At 38.3% G+C, this 22,506-nt stretch carries 17 protein-coding genes; 8 read left to right on the forward strand and 9 right to left on the reverse strand.

Annotated elements, in window-relative coordinates:
- The first annotated feature begins 8 nt into the window (after positions 1–8).
- The 5 genes from D0T50_RS02865 (at position 9) to D0T50_RS02885 (ending at position 4,220) form a co-directional block, all read left to right on the forward strand.
- Positions 9–830, forward strand: coding sequence for a hypothetical protein (locus D0T50_RS02865; RefSeq protein ID WP_163221792.1), 822 nt, complete (start codon positions 9–11; stop codon positions 828–830).
- Positions 831–921: 91 nt separating this feature from the next.
- On the forward strand, positions 922–1,299 hold the full coding sequence (locus D0T50_RS02870) for a helix-turn-helix domain-containing protein (RefSeq protein ID WP_163222197.1): 378 nt from the start codon (positions 922–924) through the stop codon (positions 1,297–1,299).
- Positions 1,300–1,304: 5 nt separating this feature from the next.
- Positions 1,305–2,381 (forward strand): AAA family ATPase, encoded by a 1,077-nt coding sequence (locus D0T50_RS02875; RefSeq protein ID WP_163221794.1) that lies wholly within the window; start codon positions 1,305–1,307, stop codon positions 2,379–2,381.
- Positions 2,382–2,727: 346 nt separating this feature from the next.
- Positions 2,728–3,339, forward strand: a complete 612-nt coding sequence (locus D0T50_RS02880) for a master DNA invertase Mpi family serine-type recombinase (RefSeq protein ID WP_163221796.1) — start codon at positions 2,728–2,730, stop codon at positions 3,337–3,339.
- Between the two features lie 8 nt (positions 3,340–3,347).
- Entirely contained in the window at positions 3,348–4,220 is an 873-nt protein-coding gene (locus D0T50_RS02885) for a TaqI-like C-terminal specificity domain-containing protein (RefSeq protein ID WP_370520863.1), read from the forward strand.
- Between the two features lie 435 nt (positions 4,221–4,655).
- Here the strand turns inward: D0T50_RS02885 and D0T50_RS02890 are convergent, their stop codons facing one another.
- The 4 genes from D0T50_RS02890 to D0T50_RS02905 are packed head-to-tail and all read right to left on the reverse strand — an operon-like array spanning position 4,656 to position 13,088.
- Positions 4,656–7,952, reverse strand: coding sequence for an Eco57I restriction-modification methylase domain-containing protein (locus D0T50_RS02890; protein ID WP_163221800.1), 3,297 nt, complete (start codon positions 7,950–7,952; stop codon positions 4,656–4,658).
- A 17-nt stretch (positions 7,953–7,969) separates the two neighbouring features.
- On the reverse strand, positions 7,970–11,458 hold the full coding sequence (locus D0T50_RS02895) for a helicase-related protein (protein ID WP_163221802.1): 3,489 nt from the start codon (positions 11,456–11,458) through the stop codon (positions 7,970–7,972).
- 33 nt (positions 11,459–11,491) lie between these two features.
- Entirely contained in the window at positions 11,492–12,490 is a 999-nt protein-coding gene (locus D0T50_RS02900; RefSeq protein ID WP_163221804.1) for a nucleotidyl transferase AbiEii/AbiGii toxin family protein, read from the reverse strand.
- On the reverse strand, positions 12,483–13,088 hold the full coding sequence (locus D0T50_RS02905) for a DUF6088 family protein (protein WP_163221806.1): 606 nt from the start codon (positions 13,086–13,088) through the stop codon (positions 12,483–12,485). The genes D0T50_RS02900 and D0T50_RS02905 overlap by 8 nt, the downstream gene beginning before the upstream one ends.
- A 733-nt stretch (positions 13,089–13,821) precedes the next feature.
- Here D0T50_RS02905 and D0T50_RS02910 point away from each other — a divergent pair.
- The gene (locus D0T50_RS02910) at positions 13,822–14,988 is read left to right on the forward strand and encodes an ATP-binding protein (RefSeq protein WP_163221808.1); all 1,167 of its coding nucleotides are present in this window, start codon (positions 13,822–13,824) and stop codon (positions 14,986–14,988) included.
- Between the two features lie 803 nt (positions 14,989–15,791).
- On the opposite strand, the gene D0T50_RS02915 is transcribed toward D0T50_RS02910, so the two are convergent.
- A complete protein-coding gene (locus D0T50_RS02915) occupies positions 15,792–16,088 on the reverse strand; it encodes a hypothetical protein (RefSeq protein WP_163221810.1) in 297 nt (98 codons plus the stop codon).
- A gap of 306 nt (positions 16,089–16,394) precedes the next feature.
- Here D0T50_RS02915 and D0T50_RS02920 point away from each other — a divergent pair, with 306 nt between their 5' ends.
- Positions 16,395–16,793, forward strand: a complete 399-nt coding sequence (locus D0T50_RS02920; RefSeq protein WP_163221812.1) for an FKBP-type peptidyl-prolyl cis-trans isomerase — start codon at positions 16,395–16,397, stop codon at positions 16,791–16,793.
- Here the strand turns inward: D0T50_RS02920 and D0T50_RS02925 are convergent.
- Positions 16,752–17,285, reverse strand: coding sequence for a GNAT family N-acetyltransferase (locus tag D0T50_RS02925; protein ID WP_163221814.1), 534 nt, complete (start codon positions 17,283–17,285; stop codon positions 16,752–16,754). The genes D0T50_RS02920 and D0T50_RS02925 overlap by 42 nt on opposite strands.
- Before the next feature lie 9 nt (positions 17,286–17,294).
- On the reverse strand, positions 17,295–18,113 hold the full coding sequence (locus tag D0T50_RS02930; protein ID WP_163221816.1) for a hypothetical protein: 819 nt from the start codon (positions 18,111–18,113) through the stop codon (positions 17,295–17,297).
- 91 nt (positions 18,114–18,204) lie between these two features.
- On the opposite strand from D0T50_RS02930, the gene D0T50_RS02935 reads away from it, so the two are divergent.
- Positions 18,205–19,641, forward strand: coding sequence for a CCA tRNA nucleotidyltransferase (locus D0T50_RS02935; RefSeq protein ID WP_163221818.1), 1,437 nt, complete (start codon positions 18,205–18,207; stop codon positions 19,639–19,641).
- A 119-nt stretch (positions 19,642–19,760) separates the two neighbouring features.
- Here D0T50_RS02935 and D0T50_RS02940 read toward each other — a convergent pair whose 3' ends face one another.
- Positions 19,761–20,921, reverse strand: a complete 1,161-nt coding sequence (locus D0T50_RS02940; protein ID WP_163221820.1) for a Xaa-Pro peptidase family protein — start codon at positions 20,919–20,921, stop codon at positions 19,761–19,763.
- Between the two features lie 186 nt (positions 20,922–21,107).
- Positions 21,108–22,445 carry an NADP-specific glutamate dehydrogenase gene (gdhA, locus tag D0T50_RS02945; protein WP_163221822.1) on the reverse strand — a complete coding sequence of 446 codons (1,338 nt, stop codon included), beginning with the start codon at positions 22,443–22,445 and terminating at the stop codon, positions 21,108–21,110.
- Between the last annotated feature and the right edge of the window lie 61 nt (positions 22,446–22,506).

Genomic DNA, 22,506 nt, shown 5'->3' on the forward strand with positions numbered 1-22,506 from the left:
TTACAGTTATGACTATCAAGGCAACAGAATTTACACTATTTTGGCTTATGCCGAGTATTGCTTTTGGGAGTATCGCTTTATTAGCATCTTATGAAATTGGCACCGATTTCAATCACCATTGGCTAATTGAATCTGGTGTCTTTCTTATTGTACTTTTTTTATTGCTAACCATTTATTGGCTACTACAAACAACATTTTCAGATATTTTCTTTTCGAAAGCAAGCCTCACTCTTCTTTCTCCTTCAACAGACAATGTGTCATCGAATCTTCAAGACATTAAAATACAGAAAAATACAAACGCTATTTCTGACACAAACTCCCCTATTGATAATATTGTCAGCACTTGTCTGCATAAATCAATCTTGATAGAAAGTGAGAAACGCCAAAAAGCTAAATTGGATAAACAGAGAAGAACACTAATTCTTGTGGAATATACCAATGCAGTCCTGACCAACCACATGAAAAAGATTCATTTGGAAATCATTCTAAAAAATGTCAATCTGTTTGCCACATCACCCGAAGCCAATTTTATTCCTATTGAGACGGATGGTTCTCTTAGCACGGCCGACCTTCGTCACTTCGCATGGAACATCGGTAAGAGATTGGGCTATGAGCGAATGATACAAGCTAAATTCATCAAACAATGTTTTCCTAAGGAATTTATGAACTGCGAACTGCCTACTATCATTCGCAATCTTTCGGATGAAGTCTCATCCATTATAAAAATAGACAAACCCGATAAAGGAAGCTATGACTTTCATTGGGAAACAATAGGGCTTATCAACCCATTAGATATATCTTCTGACAATCCTCCAATGGAGGTAACCTAAACTTATTTGGAAATGATTCCATGCTTATTCTAATCTTTGTATATCAGCATAAGGTCATTGAATTCCTTTACAGCGTTTACAAAAATAAATTATAATGAAGAACGAATTAACATTCAACGACCTTCCAATGGTTGTAAAGGAACTCTGCAACAAGGTTGAGAGTTTAGAAGAGACGCTGTTAAAACAAGTAACAAATCGGCCTGCTCCTATGTATGAAAATCGCCACACTCCAATGACTTCGGAAGAAGCTCGCGAGTATCTAAAGATGCCAAAATCAACTTTTTACTTCAAAGTAGGTAATGGTGAAATACCAGCCGTTAAGCAGGGTAAACGTTACTACCTTTACAAAGACGAACTGGAACAATGGTTGGAAACCGGAAGGAAAAATGCTCCTGCACTCTCTGCCGAAGAAATGAATGCTGCAACCTTGGCTTCTCACAAACGAAAACCTAACACTACAAACTATTGAAGTATATGGAATACGGAAGGGAAAGAAAGCCAATGAAACAAGAAGACGTCTGGAAACTATGGCAACAGTCAATTCTTAGCATTACTAGTAATTATGAAAAGGCTCCGGAAGTATTAAAAATAGACGATATAGTAATCGGCACATTAGGTAATTTCAGCGCATCTATTGGTAAAGCCAAAAGCAAAAAAACATTCAATGTATCTGCAATTGTAGCTGCCGCCTTAAAAAACGGTATGGCATTGAATTATTCAGCCTCGTTTCCTGCCGATAAGTCGAATGTCATCTATATAGATACAGAACAAAGTCCCTATCATTGTTTAAAGGTAATGAAGCGAATACTTCGACTGGCAGGTCTTTCTACAGAAGACAACCATCCTTATTTGCAATTTCTGGCATTACGCAAAAACACACCGGAAGAAAGAATAGCCATCATTGACGAAGCAATTTATAAAACAAACAATGTAGGATTAGTTGTCATTGACGGCATTAGAGATTTGGTTTACGACATTAATAGCCCTAGTGAATCGACCTATATCATTTCCAAACTTATGCAATGGACTGATGAGAAACAAATTCACCTTCATACCATCCTCCATCAGAATAAAGGAGATGAGAATGCAAGAGGACATATCGGTACAGAACTAAGCAATAAGGCAGAGACCATTCTCCAAGTTGAAAAGGATAAGGCAGACTCAAACATCAGCAAAGTCGAAGCTGTTCACATTCGAGCAATGGACTTCAAACCGTTTGCTTTTCGTATCAACGAACAGGCATTACCTGAAATTGTAGAGAATTATGTAGTGGAGAAAACAAAAGTGGGTCGCCCGTCCAAAGATCCATTCGATCCATATAAGGAAATTAGGATAGAGCAGCATGAAAGGGCTTTAATATCTGTATTTGCGAGTAAGGAAGTTTATGGCTATGAAGAATTGCAGGAGGCACTGGTTGAAGCATACAATGATGCGGACTATCCTATCGGGCGTAATAAAGTCACTAAGGTTATCACATTCCTCAGGAATAAGCGAATAATTCTGCAAGAAAATGGTAAGAAGTATTCACTCAACCCGAACAGGCATTACTAAGCCTAAACACTTTACTTTATTCCCTGTGCCTATATATTAAGATTAGCTAAAGCACTATCTTTAAATATGGATGGAGTTCCCAATTTGAGAGCTCCATTCATACACTTTTCACGTCAACTATACACGCAGCTTGCTGCCACTTTAGTGCCCTTTCCCATTGCAAATTTTGCAAATGGGGTATTAGGCTACCCCACTGATAAATCAGTGTGATATTGGGCAAGCCTCAATATGTTTCACTTGACCTATTGAAATGTCATTCCCCATTGCACTACTTAATACGATAATTGTACCTTAAAGCCTTTTTTATAAATGGTATATTAATATAATTCTAAAAATAAATGATAATATGATCTACGGGTACATTAGAGTAAGTAGCGACAAACAAACTGTCGAGAATCAACGTTTTGAAATTAATAACTTTTGCGAACGTGAGAATATGAATATTGATGGTTGGATAGAAGAAACCATTAGTGGCACCAAATCGTACAATAAACGAGAACTTGGCAGACTACTTAATAAAGTACAGAAGGACGACCTAATCATCTGTGCCGAACTTTCGCGTCTTGGGCGTAATCTCTTCATGATTATGGAGATCCTTAACATTTGCATGACCAAAGAGTGTCGTGTATGGACTATAAAGGATAACTATCGATTGGGAGAAGACATTCAAAGTAAAGTTTTAGCTTTTGCCTTTGGTTTATCAGCAGAGATAGAGCGTAATCTTATCAGTCAAAGAACAAAAGAAGCTTTAGCAAGAAAAAAAGCAAATGGCATTGTATTAGGAAGACCAAAAGGAAAAAGAACTTCACCTGAAAAACATAAACTATTCCCCAAAAAGACACTCATTATCGGACTGCTTAAAGAAAAAATATCTAAGCGGCAAATTGCTAAAATCTGTAAGGTAAACAGAAACACACTAGCACGCTATATCGCAGAAGTAATTGAAGTCGAAAAATGAGCGTTTTTGTGGAGCAGCACTATTCTGTTTGTGACTTTTCAGAAGGTGCATCTTGGACCATTCTTTCGCCCATCGAACAAAGTATAAAGCGAAAAATTGAATCCGTAGGCACACCACTTAAAGATTGGGACATTAACATTTATCGTGGTGTACTCACAGGCTATAATGAGGCTTTTATTATTTCGACAGAGAAAAGAGACGAAATACTAGCCAATTGCCAAACAGAAGATGAAAAAATGAGAACTGCTGAAATTATACGACCAATTTTGAGAGGCAGAGATATAAGGAGATATGGCTATAACTGGGCAAACCTTTGGCTTATCAATACACACAATGGGACAAAGGAAAAGTTTCCTCGTATCCTTATAGAGGATTATCCTGCTCTAAAGGCTCATTTAGACCAGTATTTGGACAAAATTTCGAAACGTGCAGATCAAGGGGATACTCCTTATAATCTGCGTAACTGCGCTTATTTGGAGGATTTTGATAAGCCAAAAATTATATATCCAAATATGACTAAATATATGCCATTTGTTTATGATGAGGACAAATTTGTAACAAACCAGAAGTGCTTTATTATAACAGGTCAAAATATGGCATATCTTACAGCATTCTTTAATTCATCCATATTCAAATTCTGTTTCCGAGACTCATTTCCAGAACTACAAGGCGGAACAAGAGAATTGAGTAAAATATTCTTTGATAAGATTCCTGTTAAAAAAATTTCAGGTGAATCAGATGAGCTTTTTAAGACTGCTATTAATCGGTTGCAATCAGATTATACAAAAGAGCAAACAATAGTTATTGACAACATGTTATTTGATTTGTATGACTTGACTGTAGAGGAACGCAAAGTTATTGGAAACATTGAGATTAAATAAGTGAAATTTTCTTCAATCTATTTTCTTCATGGGATAAGTTGTATAGGTCGAAAACTTGCAACTTATCTTGTTTTCATTTTTTATTGAACTACGATAAACCAATTCTGTTAGATCCTTTTCAAATTCTAAGTTCCGCTTATTGGTTATTATAGGTATTTTAAAAGGTCTAACAGTTTACACAATTATTAGTAAATCGCCTCTTCCCATTCTATATGCATCTTTAAGAAGGTAATGCCCCATAAAAGAATTTAGTTGCACGCAAAAGACTAGTTTTATATTGTTACCTATTGCAAAACATTTGCAGTCAAACTCTAATACCTCATTGTTATTATAACAAAATCGAAGAATAAAATCTTTTTGAGCTTAGAGAAATCCTTATATATCCATTGTTCGACAAACATTGCAACACAACACTTATCGAACAATGATATTCATTTATAAGTTCTGTCGATTCAGATAATCGATTTCGTCTTTTGTAAATTCAAATATGTCATATATTATACGTTGTAATTCTTCCATTTTTTCTTTCGTAAAGGTTTTTAGCAATTCTCCTGCCGCGTCTGACACAATATTATATTGGGGGCTGGGTTTTGGTATGGGGAATATAATAATATTTTGAGCCCCAACCTGAGCATCTCCAACTCCAGTTTTATTCATATTGGTAATTTCACTATACCATATAAGAGGAGAAGAGTTTAGAAAAGCCAGAATATGGTTCAAGTAATCTCCTGTCATTAAGTAGCACGCATTATTGACAACATGCCCTTTTGTCTCTACAGTAAAAGCAAGTTTACTTCCAATGATTTTCCATATGAGTTTTGGCTTATCAAAATCCTCCCAATAACTGATACTATCCTGAGTTTCAAACCACTTGTTGTTAGTTTTTTTACGAGCCTTCACTTTCTCACCATTAACGATATGAGTCTTGCCAGTTTGCTCTAGCCTTTCAATACCAAAAGTCAAGAGGTAGTTTTTTACTGCAGGATATTGTTCTATATCGTAATGACGAGAAGGATATGTTGCAATCAGATACTTCTCAGCCCAGTTATAGCCATATCTCTTTATATCTCTGCCTCTCAAAATTGGTCGTATAATTTCAGCAGTTCTCATTTTTTCATCTTCTGTTTGGCAGTTAGCGAGTATTTTTTCTCTTTTATTTGTATCAATAATGAAAGCATCATTAAAACCAGTCTTTATACCATAGTTGATTTTGATATCCCAATTTTTCAATGGTACACCTACAGCTTCTATCTTACATTTAATACTTTGTTCAATAGGTGATAGAATTACCCATGAATTTGAACTATCAAAACGGCAAGAGTTACCACATTGCTCCACAAAAACGCTCAAATGTTTTATGCTATCTTTAGCTTGTTTATTCGTTACTGCGCAAACCGTTTTGTATCTATTTTTTGATTTGCAAAACAATAATATATTGGTATCTACAGTTGCGCTCTCAAAAATTTTCACACCAGCAAAATCTATCAGTAATTTGGGATCTGTTTTTTTTGCAAAAAAGGTACGAGTCTTTTCTCCGTATCCAGCACGCATCCATTTATTAGAAGTAATATAACACAAATGCCCATTTGGTTTCAACAGTTGCCAACCGCGCTCGTAAAAAAGGCAATAAATATCACCAGTACGAGCAAACACCTCAAAGTTGCTGTTTTCATAAAGAGCTGCAATCTCGCCTCCATTGTTCTGTAACTGTATATACGGCGGATTACCAATGACAATATCAAAACCATTACAACCATTCTGCTGATTAAAAACATCACTAAAATAAGTATGCCAGAGAAAGAATTTATCATTAGGTATATCAAGATTATCAACAGCTTCAACAACAGACGGAATATAGCCTGAACAAATCTTTATATGCTCTTTTACAGCACATTCAATATTCTTTCTAATCTCTGCTTTTACAGAATGATTGCTTTCACTGAAATATTGCTTTAAGTAAATTTGAATATTTCTTTTTGTATCAGTTTCATCAAACATTAGTGATACTTGCCCTCTATTTTTCTTTGCAATAGTTTGCACACTTTCCGTCAATGTAGAAAGATCGTAACCCATAAAGCTTTCAAGCAAAGAATTCCCCTGCATAATCTTATAATCCAGATTTGGCAATGAGTGTGGTGTTTCTTCTTCCACTATCAGCGACAGCCAAAAGCGTAGACGCGCTATGTCTACTGCACCTCGCTCTATATCTACACCATATATATTGTGCTGAATGATATGACGTTTTATGTCTGCTGCATCACTAAAACATTCTATTGCACCACGACACAAGAACAACTCTTTGAGCAAGCCCATGGGGAATGCACCTGAGCCAATGGCCGGGTCGCATATCTTCACATCTTTCAACCTATTATCCAACATCATAGCTAGTTCAGAATCAGCTCCACCAATTTCTGCTACATCGTATGTATTCACAAATTTGTCGACAGCAGTCTTAGTTTGTTCATCCGTTATATCTGTTTGTAGATAAGCTATGAGCGATTGACGACACATATACTGTACAATCTCTTTCGGCGTGTAGAAAGCCCCTTTATCTTTGTTGTCCTCTAATAAGTTCTCAAAGATACGCCCCAGCATCTCTGGGTCTACACCCACTTGCGCGTCATTAGGGTCATTTTCGTCTATAGTAAAATTATACTGATAGAAAAACTCAAATAAATCTGCAAAATACTTTGCTGGAAATTGTGATGCAGGCTCATCAAGCAAATCACGTTCGAACAGACCACCATTGAGGTAAGGTATCTTCACTACTGAACTATGTTCAAGAGCGACACCTGTATCAAACAAGTATTCGCTACCTTTACGGTCACTATCAAGTGCACCAGTAAAAAGAGGCTCCAAGACTTCGTCAAGAAAATTTGCCTTTTGTTCACTGGTAGACCTTTCAAACAGATGTTTCATGAAGTTGGTATCACCCTCACCCCACTGTTTATCTTTAGGTACACCCATCCAACCTTTCTTTTGTAAGAAATGCAAGAATACAATGCGTCCTAGTAGTTTTTTCACATAGTCACGAATAGGCTTTTCCTCACGATCTCTGATAGTTTCGTCAGTCATTCCGCTTTTGTCGAAAGAAGTATCAATAAAGTCCTTACGCATTCCGTTCGACTCGTCACACATATAGTCTACAAAACGTCGATAATGTTGCTTGTATTTTCCAAAGAATTCCTTAGATAGAGCCTCCACATCAAATGCAGCCTCTATATCTTTCAATTCTATGTCGCCATGCTTTTGCAGAAGTTTTCCGAAATTCTCTGACGCAGTGCGACATGATTGATTAGGGCCAAGCAAGAACGTATAACGTTTAGAATCAGTAATTTCATCATTGCTTCCACGTTTACTGCAAAATGTAAAACGCCAGTCCCAACTCAGTGTATCTTCATAATGAAATATCATAAATGCACTAGAATAAGTGTTCATTATACGTCGCACCAACTGCTGAATAGCTACACGATTACGCACCATTTGCACATGATCAGTAACGGTTATATCATAAATATCTATAGGGTTAAACTCCACCTGTATAGTACCTACACGGCATACTGATGTTATCCCCGTACTTGCTGCTACAGCTGCCAACTCCGGGTTCTCTTCGAGCAATGAAGCATTGAAGCCGTCATCGAAGTTATCTTGTCCAAAAATAGGAAACACCACTTCTTGCAGAAATGATTCACCACCTTGATATGGCTTCTGAAAATATTCTTTGAATTCCATAGTTGATATTATTTTTATTATTTACTCAGTGCCATATATGTTATGGCTTTACCATAACGCATCTGTACATTTGCTACTATTTTTTGTATTTCTTGATTCAATACAGTGTCAAATTCTTCTTGGCTAAGTTCAAAGAGTGTGCCGCCGCTTTGAGTGCGAATATCATCAAGTGCAATTATCTTTTTGATGATGTCATAATTCCCTTTATTCACTAACATGAATGCAGATGATAAAAGGCTGCGCGACTCCTTAGACATTGAGATAGTGTCTTTCATCTTTATGATTATCTCTTTAGCTTTTGTGGCTTTTTTCGAATTCTTTGCGTGAATATTCATTTTAGCAAGTGCTTGATTTACAAATAATTCGGCTTTTAATTTACATTTTTCCCAATCTGCCGGAAGGGTATCCGAAGGTACATCATCATCAGTGCGGAATGCTTTGTAAGCGTCAATACTGGAAAGAATACTACTTTTTAGTTCAGCATCTACTTTTACAAATAGCCCGGAAGTCTGCTTATTGCGAACAAGAAAATAGCTACTTCCATCTGTTGGTGCAATTGCTAATTCCAGTCCATCTTCCATTGCCACTATTTGTTCAAAGCGTTCAGGGTGAGTACGTTTATATTCTTTCAGTTCAAACACGTATTTTTCCATTGGAGACTCCTCACCATTTATCTGCTTATTTAGGTCATATTGCATTACTTCCTCATTTTCTGTGAATACCTGGTTATCTTCGCCAAACAAAGTATGGAATGATTGTAGCTTGGTATAAGCTTTCTGTACAAGCTTTATTTGTTCATCTCCTTGCAAACTTGGCATAAAATTATAAACATACACATACGACGCGATAGAACCAATGCGGTTCACGCGCCCTATACGCTGCATCAGCCGAGTGGAGTTCCAAGGAGTATCATAGTTCAATACACAATTGGCGCGGTGTAAATTTACACCTTCTGCCAACACCTCAGTAGTCACGATTACCTGATAATCATTACGCCATTCACCCTTATAGTTGGCATCGAAGTTCTCAGCAATAATCTTTGTGTTCTCATCTCTATTTTTTGCAGTTATTACAAGTACCTTCAGAGAGTTATCAGTGGTTTCTATAGCAAGTTTTATAGCCTTCACTGTATCTATCGCCTCACTAAATATAACCAATTTTTGTGCTATATTCTGTTGTTTATCAAAGAGTGTACTTCGTAATTTCTTTTTAAATTCTTCTAATTTCGGATCGTTGCTGTAAGCATTCCACCGTTTACAAAGGAATTCTATTAGCTGTAAATCTTTGCGCAACAATTCTATATACTCTTGCATAAAATCATCACGAGTAAGTTCACGGTTACGTTCCTTCTCATTTTTACCTTTTTTGTTAAGTTTCTCTATACGGGAGCGTATATCATTGGCGCATTCGGAAAATGTATACAACTTGCCAGTACGTTCGTAGTCCTTTTCTCGGTCAAGTTCCTCATTTACGTTAATGTCAGGACACACAAAAATGGTATTATGTTCCCACATATCGATCATATTCTGAGTATAGCGACGTAAATTCTCAAGTGAAGATTTGAATGCTGAGAAACTGCTTTCTATTCTTTTCACCAAATTAATTTGCATAATCTTAGCCAACTGTTGTGAGAAACGGTCCGCATCCATATTTTTCCCCTTATACAGAGCCTTCACTTCGGGAGATTTAATGAATTCTATAGCACGATAACGGTAGTAACATAGAAAATTACTGTTATCGAAGCGAAAATCTTCGGTAGGTGCTATCAGGTTCATTGTATCAGCAAAAAGTTTTGCTAATCCACTTTCCATCTGATATTCAATAGAGTGAGGTCCACTAATCTTTGGAAAAACAATTTTTTGCCTACCGACGTCATCCTTGTAATATTTCTCCACATCAGTACGTGTACGACGCACTAAAATATCTTGAAGAACACAGTCACGTATCTCACCTGACAAACGTTTAAGCTCCATTCTGCGCTCTTCAGAAGTCATATCATTAGGCATATTACCATCATTCATTTGTCCAGAAGATTTTATCACTTGCCCAAATCGACGGTTAATGTCGGAAAAGAAGCCTTCAAGGTTTCCGCCATTAGCCTTTTTCAAGGTGCTGTCGGCATGGTTGCGCTCAAACAAATATATCTGGTTTTGTATATCAGATGGACGGTTATTTTGTGGCGTAGCTGAGAGCAATCCTATATATGGATAAGCACCTGTACTAGCTCCTATCTGTGTTATCAAATCATCCAGTGCTTTATACATTGAAGTACTACTATTACGAAACTTATGACTTTCATCTATGATGATCAAACCATAATCTTTATACTCGAAATCAGAAGAAAAAACACAGGAATCAATCTCGTCAAAATCAGCTTCATCCATATCATCAACAAGCTTACCTATACTTCCTGTCGTAATATAATCGATAGCCGAATCCATTTTATCTACATTGTCTGCATCAAACAGTTTTACGGTTTCTTTCCATCCTGACTGAATGGCAGGAGGAGTTACAACAAGTACTTTACGCTCACGACCATCATCATCAGGCATTCTTAGAAAGTGTTTCATTATAAGTGTTCCTACAATGGTTTTGCCTAACCCCACAACATCTGCCAACATAAAGCCACCGTGTTCTCTCATAATGGAAAAACACTGTTTTACTGCCTCTATCTGATACGCCAACGGATCAAAGCTTTTTGGAAGATAACTCTCTATCAACTGCTGCTGGTTCATATCAACAATGCTACCGAACTTATATTGTAGGAGCTTAATGTACAATTCATAAGGTGTCAACTTTACGACCACTTTTGCATCCTCTTCTGCTTTCACTCTTACAGGTGCGCCTCTCAATATTTCTTCAAGGAATGTTTTATTCCAAGGTATTGATAAATTCCATTTCTCATCAAACCAACAGTTATGTCCTTTTGTATATGAATACTCATTTGGTACAGCTGTGACTCGACTTGTATCTGTTTCCAAATAATTCAATTCCGAATTGCCTTCTAATCCCTTTTGAGTAAAATTACTACTGCCAATAATACCAACAGCATAATTTTGTCCGCAAAAAACATAACATTTTGCATGAAAGAATTGAGCATCACCATCTTCATTCTTTTTGTAAATACGGATTTGAAATCTGCTTTCATCCTCTTTTTCCTTACAATATTCTAGAAGCAAGCGCACAACCTCTACATATTTATCAATCACTTCAAGTTGTTGTATATCCCTCTTGATATAATCTTGTGGGAACTTCGCATCTTTACAAATAGGATTAGCTAATTGATTTTGACGTACAATTGGATCAGCCCCTATCAGTAGCTGAAGAGTTGTTCCCTCTTTTTTTAGAAATTCTTTCAACTCATTATAAACCAAAAAAGTGCCAGGAATATCCCAATATCCTGTTGCTATTTTTATAGTCTTACAATTGGCATTGGTTATACACTCTTTAATAGTGTTGACTAACCTCAAGCATTCATCTGAATTATCAATAAGAGTATTCGTCATAACATTTTCGTTTCGTTAGATTTTACATATTCACTAAGAATGAAACATTCTTTCAAGTTCCTTCATTTGCGTTATGAGAGATTCAAACGTAGGAGCTTCTCCATAAATCATCGCCAGACGCATATCGTTATAGTCTTGTTCCCAAATATCCATCAAGGATTTGTGTGGAACAAGACAGATACGCCTACGGATGTCAGGAGTATAATCAACGCCATTCACATGAGTAAAACATTCACGGTGATGATGGATAGTCGTCCATAATTCATTATTAGAAACAGCATTCAATGCTATCTCTGTTTTCATCATCATTGCCAAGTCATAAAGATGACGCGACTTTCTATTCGCATCACTCATAGAGGTTACTGAAAACAACTCATGCAACAAGAAAGCCTTTTCCAAAAATGTCTTTTCGGCAAGAGCCGTCGGTATGGCAACTGTCTGAATGGTTGTTTCAATTGGAAGGTATTGCTCTACAATACTCTTCACTTCTGCTTTAGAGGTAGGTTCCAATAAAGAACGAGAACCAATCTCCAATTTGACTTCTGAATGCAAGTACGGTAGTTCAGTATCGAATAAAGAATAGTAACGAATATGTATGACACGTGGTTCCGGGTAGGTATTGTCACCCTCTCCATCAGGATCAGCCTCTATTGACAACCATTTATCCAAATCATTTTCCACAACTGCCGATTTCAAAGATTGGCACAATTCATCACGGACAAATACAGATGAACACTTTCTGAGACGTTTGATTTGCTTCTTTGTCAAATCACCTTCAAATCCCCAGATAGACGGATCTATAGCCAAATCTATATCTTCAGAAAAGCGTTGAATAATGTTCCACACTTTACTCAAAGAAGTGCCGCCTTTAAACACCAAATGTTTTGCTATTGGCAAAGAGAATACGATTTGAAGCATCGTTGTTACCCACAAGTCTTTTTCAATGGCTTGAACCGGAAGCCCGGTTTTATTGGCAGCTTGCGTAATGACCATTATTTGCTGATCGGTGGTAAGCAAGAAGTAGTTATTCATAGGCATTTTTTATAATCGTTCTTATCCAAGCAGGCATCAATGACGCATCCGCCATCACTTTTTCTTTTGATTCTTTCTCTAATATCTGTTTAAGTTGGGCTATCTGCGACTCTGTTATCTTATCTTGTCCCAGTTCTTTTAAGGCAAAGGTAACAAGCATCGCCAATTTATTTGTAAAAGCTAAATTCTTGGGCGATGTAAATCGGAATTGAATAGATTTACCATTTCCAAGATTGATTTTCCGCCTTGTTCCATCAGTCAGATAAACAAAGTTCATGGGAATTTGAGTAGAGAGTCCCAACTTATTGAGCGCATGAATTCCCGTAGGCACTATTCTCGCCTTATCACGCCGGGCAATACTATCGGCTATTTCTTCAATGGAAGGATAGAGCACCCCCAGTCCCATTATCTTATCTTGCTTAGGATAACAATAGATACCTCTTGCTAATCGAAGAATCTGATTCTTTTCTGTTAGCCGTTCCAGAGCTTTACCTATGCTCTTAGGTTCGCCAAAGTCAATAAAATCATTGGGGAAAAAGATAGCTCCTTCTCCTTTTGCTCTTATCACTTCTATTATCTTATCTTCGATACTCATCATACAACTCGCTTTGTCGCAAAAGTAACACATTTTTTCGACAAACAAGTTGAAATTGTCATTTCATTCTATTTTATGGGTTGGGTCTCTGACTCTCTATTCTAATAAATCGACTTTACTTTATTGTCGCACTCTATATATACGATATATTAAAATAAAGGTAGGGAAGAAAGATAAAGAATAGTTTTCTTCCCTACCTTCAAAACCAGAAATTTGTAAAGCATACACGTAATATCATCCACTACCTAAGCGATATTAGTGGAGAAATCTCTACCCTCAGAGAGATCGATTCGTTAATGAAAAATAAAAACGTTAAAAGTGAGCGTTTTAACACACAGGAACAAGGAAATTTTCTAACTTTCTACCTTTTAAAGACCAATACAATGAATGCCAACAAGTTATATATGCTGTATCGGCAAATAGATACTGATTAACAACGATTATAAAACATATACTATTGATTAAATCGGCTGATTATCAGTCGATTTTTTCTTCTCTATATTCTCGTTAATCATTTTTATTTTGGTTAGAATGGTCAACCTTATTTTGGAGCAAGGGGTCAAAATCGTTTGGTCTACAGGGGTAATCAGAACAAGATTTTCCAATATTTTCTGAAGACAAATATACGAATGATTTAAGACCTATGTTGATGAATGCTTCTTGAAAGTGCAAAAAGCAATCTAAAATGCACTATCGCAGTGCAAAAATAATTATCTTTGCAAAAAAAGGAAGAAATATGGATAAGTTATTTGAATATTCCAATAGGCTGATAAAAGAAACTGATACGAAGTTTCTTCGATATGTGTACGATGAAATAAATTGGAAAAGCAGGATGATAGGTCTTATCGGACCTCGTGGTGTTGGTAAGACAACATTAGTCTTGCAATATATCAAGCAAAATCTCAATCCTGCCGAAACGCTTTATGTAACGGCAGAAGATTTTTATTTTGTTGATAACCGATTTGTTGATTTGGCTGATACTTTTGTTAAGCATGGCGGTAAGTACCTGTTTATAGACGAAATCCATAAATACAAAGATTGGTCAAAGGAATTAAAGTTGATTTACGATTATCACAAAGATTTGAATGTCGTATTTACTGGTTCTTCTGTTTTGGATATAAAAAAGGGAGCTTCTGATTTAAGTCGTAGGGCTGTTATATACAATATGCAGGGTTTGTCTTTTCGAGAGTATTTGCAATTGTTTCATGGTATTTCCGCAAGAACCTACTCACTAGAGGAAATATTGCAGCACAAAGTTGAATTGCCTGTACAACATCCACTACCTCTTTTCTCTGACTATTTAAAAACTGGGTATTATCCGTTTGCCATAGAAGAAGATTTCGGATTACGTTTAGGGCAAATTATCAACCAAACTTTAGAAAATGATATTCCGATGTACGCTGATATGAATGTAGCGACCGGGCGAAAACTAAAACAATTACTTGCCATTATTTCTAAAAGCGCACCATTCAAGCCAAATATGAGTAAGATAGCAGAAATGCTTTCTGCAAGTCGGAACAATATAGCAGACTATTGCCTATATATTGAAGAAGCGGGCATGATTGCCCAATTAAGAGATAATACTGGCGGTGTTCGAGGCTTAGGTAAAGTCGATAAAATATATTTGGACAATACTAATCTTATTTACAATCTTGCCGAAGATACATCCAATATCGGAAATATTAGGGAAACATTTTTTATCAACCAAATGCGAGTAAAATATGACGTATTCGCATCGCCTGTTGCTGACTTCTTGATAGATAATAAAATCTTTGAAGTTGGAGGCAAGAACAAGGGACAGAAGCAAATCAAGGAGGTTGAGAATGGATATATTGTAAAAGACGATATAGAGAGCGGATATTTGAATATTGTACCATTGTGGCAATTGGGGATGACGTATTGAATTTTATTACTACTCTAAAAGATGAGTTGAGATATAAATTCCAGTTGTCGCAAAATCTACGACAACTGGAATTTATCGTATAATATCTACATATTTGTAGATATCCCAATATATAAACATGGTATATAAGATAGGAAGTATCCGTCTCATATCGCAATTTGTGCAAAGAGATAGAAACTTATAAGAGTTCGCAAGAATTTGATCCGTTAAAAACGACAAGTGAACATCAAGAACCCCAAGATGAACCTCAAGAGAAAAAATAGAACAGATCATACTTGAAGAGATTTGAAAAAACAACAAAATCACAAGAGAAGAGTTGGCTGGAATCACTTATGCTAGTTTAAGCACTATTAAGCGTAGATTGAAAGGAATGAGTGATAAATTCGTCTATGATTTTAAGGCATATAGGTAATATTTATAAATCAGAAGAATTGGATGATAGTTCAACTTGTGCAAATCTTGCACAAGTTGAAAAGGGAAGTGAAAGAAAGAATTCTCGTACCATCTTAAGATATCAGGTTAACTTGTCAGGCATAGCTTTGTGCTCCGTCAGCCTATGGATCATGGTTGCTCAGCCATAGGCAAACACAGACCCAATGCTATTCATTGTTTTTTCCAATACTTTATTGCGATAACTTATTGAGTTATATCCATAACTTATTGGCTTATTGTGTGTTATTTGCTTAAAGGACTATCGGAAGAATTACATAGCTATAGAACAATGGTGATTAAGGAAATGAGGACCTAGGAGAATGTAGCTTTCTCACCGTGTCCTCTTCCTAACAGCATCAGAATTGCCCTTGTCAAGGACGTTTTTCTAGATTTTCCAATACAGCAAAACGGATAATACACAAAGTTTCTCGTTTGTACTCTCTGCGATTATACCTCGTGCCTTTACACATCCAGCAACTACACGGAGTTCCTGTTTTTTTGTAACCCTGCGCCCATTTTTCTCTAGCCAGTTCAAACCAATGAGGGTGTTCATCGCAGTTGCCATCTTCGCGAATGATGCAATGTCCATAAGCTGCATAAAGAATCATGCGCGCTTTGAATAATCGATTTTGTTGGTTACGTCTCCAAAGTTTGTTTCTTTTGTCCATCGTCTCTTTGTTTTAAAATTAGAATGGACAAAGAGGTTATTTTCTTTATGTTTGAAATATCCATAACATTTGATTTTAGATTGTTGATATGGAAGTATATACAAAGGTTGTGCCAAAATATTTATCGTGTGTTGTTGGTCTTATGTGGAATAATTCGTTTGTTCTCTAGGACTGGATCCATGAGAAACCGAAAGGGATAGTTCTGTTTATAGCAAAAAACTCTCTATATTTGTGAAAAATGGAATATGCTCCATAGAAAAACAAGCTGAAGCACAAGGTAGTCAAAACAATTATTGATAAACCATTATGAACAAACAAGATTACATACAAGCCAATAAGGATTGGCTGGAAACAAAAGCAAAGGAAGTGGGCGTCAAGGCTCTTCCCAAAGGGATATATTATAAAGTGATAAGTGAAGGAAAGAATGATGGCAAACATCCGATGCCACGCAGTATAGTTACTGCTCACTACACAGGCTGGACTATAAACGGAAAGAAATTCGACAGTAGCCGTAGCGGTGCACCGATAGCATTCCGCTTGAACGAGCTGATTGAAGGTTGGATTATCGCAATGCAGCAGATGTGTATCGGTGACAAATGGGAGATATACATTCCTGCCGAATTGGGATATGGCAAGTTCTCACAACCGGGTATTCCCGGTGGCTCAACGCTCATTTTTGAAATAGAACTGTTGGGTATTGCGTAGTGTCTTCTGATAAAACACCACATCCAGTTCCTTTCCGAACTTTTGCGCTACCTGCTTAATGCATCCGCACTGCTCGAATCCGCAATTTTCGAAGAAACGAAGACTGGCTTTGTTTGCTCCGTCTATCACAGCTAGAATGTTTTTGATTCCCTTTTCACGGATAATTATTTCCAACAACTCCATTGCTTTGTAACCATAGCCCTTACCTGTGTGTTCGGGCTTGAAATAGATGGTTGCTTCTGTGGTAATGTCGTATGCTTCGCGTGGCTTGAAACGGGCGCAGTAGCAAAATCCTACGGGGATGTTGCTCTCTTCCTCAATAATAAGGTAGGAGGGGTATTGGGAGATACCGATGGGGATAAAGCTTTTCAGCGTCTCTATAGAAATTGGTTCGGTGAAGTAAACCACCGTGGTGTGGAGTATGTAGTAATCGTATATTTCTTTTACAAAGAGAAGGTCTTCCTCTTGCAACTCTTTCAGGTAAACAGACATGGCGGATTGTTATTCGTTTTTCGACATGCGTTCTTCAATAAATCGTATTTTCAGCAGGGCTTCCTTTTGCTCTGTTTTTATTTGTTCTATGGCAGAGAGAAATTGTGCCAGTTCGTAGATATTTACCAAAGCCTCTTTGTCCGCCTTGGTCATGTTAGTATTGAATTTTTTATCACCAAGATACTCTACACGAATATTTTTATCGTTATTGAGATATATAAAACCCATTACGTTGCCATCTTCTCCTATGGGATAGTCAGCCTTTTCAATCTTTTCGTCGAGGTCGGTAGTTTCGTATATATCTTTGGATGGGGGAGTTTCGGCGAAAGTGCCGTCGGCAATGCTAACCTTTACTGCCGTGTGGTGAATACTGTTTTTGCCACAATAGATAGAGGTCATAAGCATCTTGCCAAGTTCGTTTACCTGAAAACGCAGGTAGGCGCGATGCAGATTCTTTTCTACGATTTGCGTAGGCCAGAAATAATTGCCTACTTCCTGATATTCTTCGTTTTTCTCTAGTGTGAACTTACCTTTGATTGCTTCAAACCCGGCTTGTTTCTCGGTAAGCATACTGTCGAGATAGGCGAGGCTTTGCTGCTGCTCTTTTAACTCTACCTGTTGTAATAGTTTGATACCTTCCTTACGGGCATTAATAGCTTTGGGATAAAGTATTTTGATACTGTCTATCTGTATTTTAGCTTCGTTGAAGTTATTGGCGGCAAATGCTTCGGCAGCCAGTTGTAACTTGGAGGAAGCCTTCTCTTCCACGTTTTCTCCGCAAGCGCTAAAGATGGTCGCGACAAGAAGAAGGGTAAGTAATTTTTTCATAATGAAGTGCTTTAATGAAAAACAAAAGTACGAATAAACTGATTAATTTGTACTTTTGTAGGATGAAACTGTTATAAGAAACGTAAAAGGGATGATTGAGCTTACCACCGAAGATTTGAAACATTGCTTCTCGGGCAAAGTATTTGAAACAATTTCTGCCACTGCCGACGAGCTGGGATTGGAATGTTACGTTGTGGGTGGTTATGTACGCGACCTCTTCCTGGAACGCCCCTCCAAAGATATTGATGTAGTCGTTGTGGGGAGTGGTATCGCTATGGCAGAAGCGTTCGGGAAAAAGATAGGGCGCTCGGCACAAGTAACCGTATTCAAAAACTTCGGTACGGCACAAGTGCGCTACAAAGGCATGGAAGTGGAGTTTGTAGGTGCTCGTAAGGAATCTTACCAACGCGATTCGCGCAAGCCCATCGTAGAAAATGGCACTTTGCAGGACGACCAAAATCGTCGCGACTTTACCATCAACGCATTGGCAGTCTGCCTGAATAAAGCGCGTTTTGGCGAACTCGTCGATTCTTTCGGTGGCGTTAATGACTTGAAAGAAAGGACTATCCGCACTCCGCTCAATCCGGATATAACCTTCAGTGACGACCCGCTACGAATGATGCGTTGCATTCGTTTTGCTGCCCAGCTCAACTTCTATATTGACGATGACACTTTCGAGTCGCTTACACGCAACTGTAACCGCATTGAGATTATCTCCAAAGAACGTATTGCCGACGAATTGAACAAAATAGTTCTTTCGCCCATTCCATCCAAAGGTTTTATAGATTTGGAACGCAGCGGATTGTTGGAACAGATTTTTCCGGAGCTACATCGTTTGCAAGGTGTCGAAGTGCGTAGTGGGAGAGGGCATAAAGACAATTTCTATCATACACTCGAAGTTCTTGATAATATAAGCAAGCATACCAATAACCTTTGGCTGCGTTGGGCTGCTATCCTTCATGATATAGCCAAACCCGCTACCAAACGTTGGGAGCCTCCTGTGGGTTGGACGTTTCATAACCACAACTTTATAGGAGCCAAAATGATACCCACCATCTTCCGCAACATGAAACTGCCGATGAATGAGAAGATGAAATACGTACAGAAAATGGTTACGTTGCACATGCGCCCCATTGCCATTGCCGACGAAGAAGTAACCGATTCGGCGGTCAGGCGCTTACTTTTCGAAGCGGGTGATGATATCGACGATTTGATGATGCTTTGCGAAGCGGATATAACCTCCAAGAATGAAGAACGCAAATCGCGCTTCCTCAATAACTTCAAGTTAGTGCGGCAAAAACTGAAAGATATTGAAGAGAAGGATCGCATACGTAATTTTCAACCACCTATTAGTGGTGAAGAGATTATGAGACTTTTTAATTTGCAACCTTGTCAGGAAGTGGGCTCGTTGAAGAGTTCTATAAAAGATGCTATCTTGGATGGAATAATTCCGAATGAGTACGATGCAGCCTACGAATTTATGCTGAAAAAGGCGGGCGAAATGGGGCTAAAGTTAGTTGTTTCGTGAGCCTATGGCATTTGCCTCTTGAGACTATGGCTCGCGGGTCAAATGCTTATGGCTCAGAGGTCAAATACCATAAGCATTTGACCTCTGAGCCATAAGCTCTAAAACGCGTAGAACGGGTCTTATGCCAGTTCTATTATCTCTTCCGGACAGTGTGTTAATTTCTCGGCATTTTCTTTTGTTACTAACCATGAATTCTCGACACCTACAGGACCTACACCCGGCAGTACAATTTTGGGCTCTATGGCAATTACCATACCCGGCTCTAGCTCTGTTCTTACACGCGAAGCTAATACAGGCAATTCATTGATTTGTAGTCCAATGCCGTGACCCACGAATTTTGCTTGTTGTTCCAGACCCATAAAATAGTTACCAAAACCACTTTTGTTGGCTATGTCTAGTGCGGTTTTGTACAAATCTTCGCACACAATACCCGGTTTACACATTGTTGCAAGCGCCTCTTGAATTTCCAGGCACACTTGATGCCCGGCATAAGCTTGCTCTGTGGTTTTTCCAATAGAGAACACGCGGCTCATATCGCTCATGTACCCGTTGAAGTTGCCACCGTAATCTACCATAACAGTAGTTCCCGGAGTCAGCAACGTGCCATTTGCGCTGATAGGTAACGCGGGGTTGCCTGCTCCACCCAAAGCGAAGTCAAAAGGAGAAGGTGCGGTGGCATTGTCTCCAGCCAAGATGCTTCCCATAAATATCTCCATAGAGTGACCGAAAGTGCGGAAAAGACCCAAACACCCTTCCAAACGCATCAACCGTTCTATTTCGATGGAGAATTCAATATCTGTCATGCCGGCTCTATATACTGATGGTATTTTGTTGTAAGCACTTGTATGTGCCGCGCCTGCTCGACGGAAAAGCTCTATTTCTAAATCTGTCTTTATGCTTCTCGCTTCTCGCAGCAGTGGTGTGCCGTTTACCACAGTTGCTTCGGGGAATAGGGAAGCCAAACGGGTATATTCAGTATAGGGCAGTTCGTCTCCTTCCAACATCAGGGTTTGCGGCATAGGAATTCCATGCTCTTGCAGTAGCTCCACAATTTGCTCGGGCTTGCGGATGCTATCGACAAATTCTCCCGTGATATTATTGGGACGTTTTACAAAGATGCGGGCAGGCTGATGCAGTGGTAGGTAAAGATAACCGCTGATAATTTGTCCGTATGTGTACAATAGGTTTACATTGGTTGAGATGAGGGCGGCGTCAATATTATTCTTCGCCATTAATGAGCGTATTTTATCTCTACGCATTTTTAATTCAGGTAATACCATAAACAATTTTTTACTTAGAGTTATAATCCACCTTTGTGGTAGTGGGCTACAAATGTAAGTCTTTCTTTCTAAAAAGAACAATGCCACCTATCTTCTTTTCAGTAAAGACGGTGGCATTGTAGCTCAAATACTTATAATGTGAAACGTTTTTCTCGTATAGAATCAGTAGAATTAGGGTTTATTTTGTTAGATAATACCTTGCCCCATCATAGCATGCGCTACTTTCATAAAGCCTGCGATGTTGGCGCCTTTGAGGTAATTTATGTATCCGTCTGCTTCTGTTCCGTATTTTACACATTGTTGATGAATGCCGTGCATAATGCTCTTCAGTTTTTCATCAACTTCGGCTTCGCTCCAATTAATGTGCATAGCATTTTGTGTCATTTCTAAACCGCTGGTTGCTACACCACCTGCATTAACAGCCTTGCCTGGTCCATAAGGTATGCGTGCTTCGATGAATGCGTCAATTGCTTCGGGAGTACAACCCATGTTGGATATTTCGCCAACAAACTGTACACCATTCTTTACAAGATTAGCTGCATCGTCTCCATTCAACTCGTTTTGAGTAGCGCAAGGAAGTGCAATGTCTACTTTTACTTCCCAAGGACGTTTGCCGGCAACAAAGGTAGAGCCGGGGAATTTTGCTGCGTAAGGTTCAACAATATCATTACCACTAGCACGAAGCTCCAACATATAGTCAATTTTCTCGCCACTGATTCCGTTCGGGTCATAGATATACCCGTCGGGACCAGATATGGTAACAACTTTAGCTCCCAGTTCATTAGCTTTTAGGGCAGCACCCCATGCCACGTTTCCGAAGCCCGATAAAGAAATAGTCTTACCGTTGAAATCCAATCCCTTACTCTTTAGCATGTCATGAACAAAGTAAAGACCGCCAAATCCTGTGGCTTCGGGACGAATTAATGAACCACCAAACTCCAATCCTTTACCTGTAAAGGTACCGGTGTGTTCGCGGGTTAATTTTTTGTACATGCCAAACATATAGCCTACTTCACGTCCACCTACACCAATGTCACCTGCTGGTACATCCATGTCGGGACCTAAATGACGCCACAGTTCGAGCATGTATGCTTGGCAGAAACGCATGATTTCGGCATTGCTCTTACCACGTGGAGAGAAGTCCGAACCACCTTTACCACCACCCATAGGAAGTGTAGTAAGTGCATTCTTAAATGTTTGTTCAAATCCTAAGAATTTCAGGATAGAGAGGGTAACGGACGCGTGAAAGCGTATGCCACCTTTATAAGGTCCTATTGCATTGTTAAATTGTACGCGGTAGCCAAGGTTAGTTTGTACTTCGCCTTTGTCATCTACCCATGTTACTCTGAACGTAAAGATACGATCGGGTTCCACTAAACGCTCGATAATCTTGTTTTTCTCAAATTCGGGATGCTGGTTGTAAATGTCTTCAATGGAAATCAATACTTCTTTTACTGCTTGAAGATACTCTGATTCTCCCGGGTGCTTTGCCTCTAGCGAGGACATGATTCGTTCAATGTTCATGATATTCTGTTTTTAAGGTAAACTATCAAAATGATATGTATTTATACTGCAAATATAGACT

It is taken from the genome of Bacteroides sp. 214, from assembly GCF_010501015.1.
In the GTDB taxonomy this organism is placed as follows: Bacteria; Bacteroidota; Bacteroidia; order Bacteroidales; family Bacteroidaceae; genus Bacteroides.